Source organism: Nocardia wallacei, assembly GCF_029869545.1.
GTDB classification, from domain to species: domain Bacteria; phylum Actinomycetota; class Actinomycetes; order Mycobacteriales; family Mycobacteriaceae; genus Nocardia; species Nocardia wallacei_A.
On the sequence record NZ_JARWQD010000243.1, the window covers coordinates 1 to 7,918 of the forward strand.

Genomic DNA, 7,918 nt, shown 5'->3' on the forward strand with positions numbered 1-7,918 from the left:
GGGCGGGGTGGGTGGGGGGGGGTGGGTTACCCCGGGGGGGGCGTGTGCGGCGGCACTCCGGGAGCCCTTGCGGCGCGGCTGGCCCCCCGCTCGCGGGGGGGGCCCGCGGCCGCGGTGGCCGGAGACCGCACTGCGGCCCGCTGCGGGGACCTCTACACCGCCGCCCGCGCGCTGGCCACCACCATCGCCACCCAGGTCTCCGGGACACCGCGCCCGCACATGGCCGGGCGCGACCGGCCGCGCCGACTACGGCGCTGGCGCACCGGCCTCCCGCTGCAGCGCCCGCACGTGCCCTCCGTCTACCGAATAGACACCCCGTCTGCCGTCGTCGCCCGACCGTCGTCGGCACCACCGCACGCGGCGACAGGCGCTACCGTTACGGGTCCGGCTACCGGCCTCGCCGAGGCCGAGCCCGCCCTGGCTGAACCGGTGGTCGTCCCCGGATCGCCGACGCCTGCGTTGTCGGTGCAGGTGTTCGGCCGGTTGCGAGTGCTGTGGACTACGGGTCCCGGGGCCGAGCCGATCGATATCGACCGATACCTGCGGCCCCGGGAGCGCCAGCTGCTGACCGCGCTGGCAGTGAACCCGCACGGAGCCACCCGCGCCGCCCTGATCGACGCCATTTGGGGCGACCAATGCCCGAAGCGCCCCGCCAATGCACTGAGCACCCTGCTGTCGCGGCTGCGGACAGCGATCACCACCGCCACCGGCGGCACGATCACCCACGTCCTCGACGGCGACAAGATTCGCTATCGACTCGACCCCGACCTATGGCGTGTCGACTACCACGACTTCGACGCGGCCGTCACTGCGCTGCATACCGCCACCACTGACCATGACCGCGAGCGCGCATGCCGCGCGATCCTCGACGCAGCCGGCGGAGTCCTCGGCGAGGACGTCACCGCCGACTGGATCACTCCGATCCGGGAAGCCGCGCGCCGCGACCGCCTCAAGGCCCTCGGCAAGCTCGCCGCGACGCTCGTCGACACCGACCCCGACCAAACCCTCGCGCTGCTGGAAACCGCGCTCATCGCCGACCCCTGCAACGAACCGATCTACCAAGACATCCTGCGCCTGCACGCCCGCCTCGGCGAACGCACCGCCATCGACCCCACTCTCTCCCTGCTGCGGCGGCGCCTGGAACACATCGGCGATATCCCCACCCAGAAGACCCTCGACATCGCACAAGCACTGCGCAACCAACAACACCGGCAATCCAGCATATACACCGCACCGGACACGACGTGAAACGTGGAGCCACGAGGTATCTCGCAGTCGACACACGCGCACAGTGGAATAGAAGGCAACTCGCGTTCTCGACACTCTTTGCGGCCACGGAACCCGGCCAAACGGGAATAGAAAACAACTACCAGGAGCGGGACGGCGTAGGAGGCCGGAGAACCGCACACAGAGTCACTCCTATCGAACGAGAAAAAATGCGAAACTGTCACGGCACGAAACAAATTGCATAATCAGTGTATCGCGCAGACAGGGGCGGCGGGAATTCGAATGGATATCAGGGCGCTAGACCTGCCGTCAGGAGCCTTTCGTCTGCCAACAGCTCTCGAATACTTGCGCAACGGTGCTACGAGGCGATGCATGGAGGGCATCACTGAAAGCGGAGTCGATCGACAGTTGCCGATTCGGGGGCCGATACAGGGGCCGATCGGTGGGCCGATGTGCGGGCCGGTTGAGACCAGCCCACCCTCAGTGCTCCATATGGCCAGGTGGTATCGTGTTTCCGCGCGGTTCGCCCGCCCAGACTGTATGGAATACCAAACAGACTTTAACATCGCGGAGCCTGACGGACGTGGGCGCGAGGGTGGTGGGGCGGAACGGGTAAGTGCGCCAGGCCGGGAATGGTTGCATTCTCGGATCTGCATTCCGTTAGGATGGATGCTTATTCCTTTGCTTTCAAGGGTTATGCCTCGGAGTGAGGCTACCCTGAAGCAGTCATCGACCGTTTCGATCAGCTTGCTGTGCGCGCGTTGATGTGCTGTCTGACCCGTCGGTATATTCGGGTGGGTTCCGAGGCTGCTGTGCCCACATGACGCCGGTCAGTTTCTATGCCGAAATGCCCAACTTCGGCGAATCCCGATGCCCGGTGACGCGCCTAATTCAACGAGACGCATGTCATATTTTCGAAATGACTTGACAACACCACGGGCATCGAGCGTTCATGGATATGCAACCCCGAACCGAAACGCGAAACAATTCAGAACGGGGCGCGCATCCCGGCCGGGATATGACCAACCAACCGAACCCATCGATTCAAAGGAAAAGTCATGTCCACAACATCGGAAACCCACCGCACCGACAACGAGGACGCCCTGTGGCAGGCCCTGAATAGCCAACCCATGGCGACTACCGCCGAACTGTCCGCCGCCGCCGGAATCGGGACTTCCAGCGCCCGCAAGATCCTGGCCCGATGGACCGAAGACAACACCGTCACCCGCCACGCCGACGACCCCAACAGCCCGCACCGCTGGACCGTGACCACCACCGACACCGACACGCCACCGGTCCCGGAAACGGCCGCAGCGGGCACGGCCCCGGACACCGATGCCGATGCCGCGAACCAGGACACCGATACCGCCACCCCGGGCGCGGCTACGCCGCCCGATGAACCGGCCACCCACGCCACACCCTCGGCCGATTCGCCCGCCGATCCCGAACCGGCCCCCGAGGCCCCTGGTGACGCCTCGCCGGACGACACGGATTCGGCCGAGCTGCCCGATGACGAGCCCGACGATGAGAGCGAGTCGCCGTTCGGTGCGCCGTGCCCGATCGCGGTCGGTGACGAGGTCGCGAACCGGTACCACCGGTCCTGGCGCGGGCGGGTGACCGAGATGCAGTGTCAGGACGGTATCGCCCAATGCATCATCGAAACCCCCGACGGCGCGCAAAGTTCCATACCGCCGTGGGCGCTGGTACCCGCCGGGCCGGACGGCGTCCCCGATGAATGGCAGCAGCAGATGGACACGCTGATCGCTGCCCAGCACGACCGCGCGGTCCACGAGCTGCAGGACCGGTCTGCCGCCACGCGGGAACACCTCGAGCAGCTTGCCCAGCGGCTCGGCGGTATCGCGATGGCACTGGGCAACGGAACCGTCCCGCACGGCGACGACACCGCCCCGATCGCGGATTACGCGGGCGACCTCGAGGCCGCCATGCTCGATCTGAACGGCTTCCGCACCCTGGTCACCGACTCGGGACTGCTGACCGTCGATGAGATCAAGCGGGCCACCGCGCGCCCCACCAGCACCCGCCCGAACGGCATGCGTTCCACTGTCAGCGCCCCGAATCACGGCACCGCCGACAAGCTGCCCCCGGGCGGGTTGCGCGGCATGGTGGAGGACGCGCTGCGCGACAACCCGGGCCGCACCTTCACCACCACCGAGCTCAAACACGTGCTGGATCAGGAACATCAGCGGAACATCTCGAGCGGCGCGATCAGCAACGCCCTGGACAAGCTGACCGAACAGGGCGTAGCGCGTCGAATCAGCGACAGCCCCCGAACCTGGGCGCTGGCCGAGAACCCCTGAAATCGCCCCCCGGTGGGGGGGGCCCGCCGGGTGCCCCCCCCCCCCCCCCCCCCCCCGCCGCGCCCCCCCCGCGGGGGGCGGGGCGGAGCCGCGCCGGCCCGCCCCCCCCCCCCCCCCCCCCCCCCCCCCACTACCCGCTGTGCACCCCGCCAACACCCCCGACCGCCGCGACACGTGCCGATCGTGCCGGACCCTGGGCCGACCACGAACCCGCTGACCGGCGAACGTATCCGGGGCGGGGGTCGGTGCGCCCGTATTGAACGGGACATGATTGTCACCAGCCGTATTCCGTCGTCGGCGGCGTGGGGCGAACCTGGTTGGGGTAGAGGAGGTTTTGGATCTGGGGGTCGTGGTAGTCGAAAGCTGCCTCGGTGTAGGGCTGCCCGGTGCTGACGTGGTGGCCGATCCGGGGGCCGCGTTCGGGAAGATCGACCAGCCGTACCCGTTCGGCGACAGCGTCGCCACGGTCGGTTGTCCACAGTGCCCACACCGGTCCCGCCGGGCCATCCGGGTGCGCAAGGTCGCGACTGGTCGTCGCGATCACCACGCCGGGGCCGTAGCTGCCGAACGCGCGGGCCAGCGCGCCCCGGAGCCCGGTCTCGCGGCGCGCCGAATGCACCGAGAACAACAGCACCCCGAACTTGTCAGTCGGGAACCCTTGATAGTCACCGAGTTTGGACACCACGGTCTTCAACGACTCGGTGCCCGTGTCGTATTCGAGGAAGAACCGCACCACGCGGCCATGCTGTTCCCAGCAGCCGTACCCATCCGGGTGGAGTTGATCGTCACCGGAGGCATGCGTCCAGAACATCTCGACACATTGCCGCTCCGACCACCACTGCGTCAGCCCCTGCACCGACTCCGGCACGGCCGGGCCGAGACGCGTGGGGTTGCGGTGGGCGGCCAGGGCGGCGAAGAACCCGTTCACGCCGAGGCGGTGGTCGAGCATCGGCGAGCACGCCAGCCGCTCCAAGCTCAGGGCGTATTTGGCCGGGGCGGGTGGGGTTTGTGCGCGCTGGGCTGCGATCAGGCGCGCACCTTGATAGCCGAGCGCGTGCCGTGTTTGGGTGGTGCCGCCGCCGTAGAGAGACTCGCGGAAGGCGAACACCATGTCCATCTCGCGCAGCTTCCGCAGCCGATCCTGCGCGCGCCGGACCGAGGAGAACTCCAGCGACGCGATCTGCTCGGTAGTGAACGCTTTGTGCTCGGCAAGCAAGGCCAGCAGGCGACGGTCACGATCGAGCAGACGGAACCACGGACCAGCGTCGGGATGCCCGCCCCGATGTACGCCACGGCCGCCGCGCCGCCGCCCGACATGTGAATATGTATGAGTATCAGTATTCATTCTGGATTCCGCCGCCTTGCCTCGAATGCGCGCCTGAGCTGCGGTGTTGCGCTTTCCGTCTTCGGCGTTTGGGGTGGCGGCTATAGGACGCCGAGCACCCGACGCCCCATCCGCACCACCAACCGCCGACCCATCCGCAGCCCTGCTGCCGTCACGGCCGGTCATCGGGCATCACCCCCGATCGACCGCCCTGTGCCGACTTCGCGGACCCAGACGTCCGGCCCGTCGAGGTCCACCTCACGGTCACTCGGCTGGTCCGCCAGTTCCGCCACCGGTCGGCCCGCCGCCTGCCACCGCCGCAGCACCTTGCGGCCGTAATTGTTCGTGCCCGCAATCCGATCCAGCTCCGCACCGGTCGGGGTCCGCCCCTGTGACCGCTCGCTGCGGTAGTACTCCCACATGCGCTGCTCCGCCGTCAGCTCGGCGGGCGAACCAGACCAGGCCGGGACCGGTGCGAGACGCACGACCGGTGCCGCGGGCTCGGTGGTCTCGCCCGTCTCGCCGGTCTCGACGGTGGTCTCGTCCACAGTCTCGGTGGTCTCGGCGTGATGCCGCTTCAGGGCGCGGTTCAACAACTCGACCGCGAGCAATAATGCCAGCGGCGGGCACGCGGCCACCACGACACTGAACACGCTCAGCACCGGGGCCGCCGCGATGTTCGCGCACAGCGACAGACAGATCCCGAACACGAACGCCGACCACGCCGCCCACCGACCGCCCCCGCTCCGCTCGTGACCTGTCTTCCACAACTCGACCGTCGCCAAAGTCAACAGCCCGTCCACGATCAACGGCCAGATGCCGGCCGTCGTCTCATCCGCGCCGAACCGCAACGCGAACTCCCGACCATGCCGATAAGAGGCGTACGCCGCGCCGAGCGCGACCACGGCCGTGCAGACGCACTGCAGCCACAACGTCCGGTCGCTACGGCGATCCGAAATCGAGATGCTGCTCATCTGAACCCACCTCCGCTCAAATCGCTGGAGGCACAGGCGAATACCTGCGAGCCGGTGACCGATCGGCCGACCGGCACATGCGGAACACGACTGCGGAGGTAGTCAGCTCCGCACACCACGCAGGCCAGCCCATCGGCCTGCAACGGACTCAACTCGGTGAAGATCTGGTCGGCAGTCACTGCGCACCACCACCGGTGGAACGGCGACGCCGCCGGACAATGGGAACGGTCGCGGAAACCCGCAGTTCACGGCTGGCACGGTTACGTGCAGATCCTGTACGTGCCGCGCCGGGGGCACTGCTGATTCGCAGGTATAACACTGTTTTCGGCAGTCGTCCGACCACATCCCCGGCGCCGGTTCACCATCGGTTCGGCTGCCCTCCCCGATGCCCGTCCCCCCGCCGATTCTCCCGGGCGAACCGCGCCGCCGCCGTCGATACGGCCGCCTCGGCGCACCGGTGGCTCAATCACGACAATGGCGTCTACTGGTCGGTGGGTGCCCTCAGCCCACGTCGAGGTGGCGTAGCCGCGGCCAGAGTTGCGACCAGGGTTGTCGGCGGTCGGTGCACAGCCAGACCTTCTGGTCCTCGCCCTCGTCGAGCACCGTGCGGCACGCGCCGAAGTGATCGCGCAGTTCGTCCGGGGCCGTGCCGACGTAGAGCGCGTCGCGTGCCGAATCCGGCGGCGGTGGGAAGTAGCCGTAGCTGCGGTTGGTGCTGTAGGCGGCGGGCAGGTCGTGGGCGTAGACGTCGAGATAGGCGGCGACGATATAGGACTGGCCCATGACGATCGTGGACTCGCGATCCTGCGCGGGCAGCGCCCGGTAGGCGGTTTCGGCCCGGCGCGCAATCGCTTGGGGGACATCGGATCCGGCGGCCACCGTCGCGAACCCCAGCATGCCCGCCGCCGCGGCGACACTCAGCGCGTAGGCGGGCCACACCACCCAGCCGCGGCGCCCACCGGCCGCGCGGCGCCGCTGGAATCCGAGCGCGCCCGCGGCGCACAGCGCGCCGTAGAGCCCGCCGAGATAGTACGGGCGGCCGACGGTGACGACGAAGAAGGCATACAGCACCACCGCGGTCACCCCGAGAAAGCGGTAGGCGCGCAGGTCTTCTGCCCGCAGCAACCGCCACACCCCGTAGAGCGCCAGCACCGTTCCCGCGACACCGGCCATGATGATCAACGCCACCGCCACGCCCGGGCGGCCCCCCGACAGCGCATCCGCCTCCGACGCCACGATCGGCCCCATCCGCAACTGCGGCCAGTCGTGCGCGGCCTGCCACCACAGCGTCGGCAGCGCGATGAGCAGGCCGATCCCGGCGCCCAGCCACAGCATCGGACGCCCCAGCAGTGCCCGCGGCCCGAACAGCGCCACCGTCACCAGCAGCAGCGCGCACAGCAGCAGTACCTGGAATTTCGTCTCGGCGGCGATCCCGGCTACCGCGCCGAGCGCGAGCAGCAGACGGTCGTCGCGCAGGCGAACCCACCGCACCAGCAGCCAGATGATCAGCAGCCACTGCACCGGCTCCAGCGTGTACGGGGTGAGCCAGTGTCCGGCCATGGTCACCCACAGCGCGGTCGTCTGCGCGCCCGCGGTCAGCAGTTGCGCGCGCCGGTCACCGCCGAACTCCCGGGCGATGAGGGCCGCGACGACCACGGCGGCCGCGGTCGCGAGGACCGCCGGGAGGCGCAGCACCACCATCGACCCCGGGGCGAGCCGGTCCAGCGCGGCCGCCAACGCCGGTGCCATCGGCGGCTGATCGGCGGAGCCCCAGTCCAGATGGTCGCGCCCGATCGCCAGCATGTACGCCTCGTCGAACCAGTACCCGCCGCCGAGGCTACCGGCGAACTGGGTGAGTGCCACCACGGCCGCGAGCGCGAGCACCGCCCGCCCGGCGAACGCCGGTACCGCCCGGGCTGCTGCGCGGGACTCCACCGATACCTGCACGCTCGACCTCCGTCGCGGGATTCGTCCCGGCGAATTCTGCCCGCCGCGACGGCGCGGCACATCGACCGCCGCGCGTGGCCCGCATGCGACCGGAGTAGCCCCCCCCGCCCCCAACAGAGGGTGGAAAA

At 69.0% G+C, this 7,918-nt stretch carries 5 protein-coding genes; 2 read left to right on the forward strand and 3 right to left on the reverse strand.

The annotated features are described in order from the left end of the window. Both QH290_RS20560 and QH290_RS20565 read left to right on the forward strand, forming a co-directional pair. The coding region (locus QH290_RS20560; RefSeq protein WP_280384528.1) for an AfsR/SARP family transcriptional regulator at positions 1–1,248 on the forward strand (1,248 nt) is incomplete at its 5' end. A 1,037-nt stretch (positions 1,249–2,285) separates the two neighbouring features. Then, positions 2,286–3,545, forward strand: a complete 1,260-nt coding sequence (locus QH290_RS20565) for a hypothetical protein (protein WP_280384530.1) — start codon at positions 2,286–2,288, stop codon at positions 3,543–3,545. Positions 3,546–3,819: 274 nt separating this feature from the next. Here QH290_RS20565 and QH290_RS20570 read toward each other — a convergent pair whose 3' ends face one another. The 3 genes from QH290_RS20570 to QH290_RS20580 form a co-directional block, all read right to left on the reverse strand. Beyond that, the gene (locus tag QH290_RS20570) at positions 3,820–5,055 is read right to left on the reverse strand and encodes a replication-relaxation family protein (protein ID WP_280384533.1); all 1,236 of its coding nucleotides are present in this window, start codon (positions 5,053–5,055) and stop codon (positions 3,820–3,822) included. Next, complete coding sequence (locus QH290_RS20575; RefSeq protein ID WP_280384535.1) at positions 5,052–5,843, reverse strand: DUF2637 domain-containing protein; 792 nt, start codon at positions 5,841–5,843, stop codon at positions 5,052–5,054. The genes QH290_RS20570 and QH290_RS20575 overlap by 4 nt, the downstream gene beginning before the upstream one ends. 501 nt (positions 5,844–6,344) lie before the next feature. After that, positions 6,345–7,790: a glycosyltransferase family 39 protein gene (locus tag QH290_RS20580; protein WP_280384537.1), complete on the reverse strand. Its 1,446-nt coding sequence runs from the start codon at positions 7,788–7,790 to the stop codon at positions 6,345–6,347. Positions 7,791–7,918 lie beyond the last annotated feature (128 nt).

Coding starts and splice junctions, on each gene's coding strand:
- QH290_RS20565 (WP_280384530.1), top strand. CDS start 2,286: ATGTCCACAACATCGGAAACCCACCGCACCGACAACGAGGACGCCCTG.
- QH290_RS20570 (WP_280384533.1), bottom strand. CDS start 5,055: ATGACCGGCCGTGACGGCAGCAGGGCTGCGGATGGGTCGGCGGTTGGT.
- QH290_RS20575 (WP_280384535.1), bottom strand. CDS start 5,843: ATGAGCAGCATCTCGATTTCGGATCGCCGTAGCGACCGGACGTTGTGG.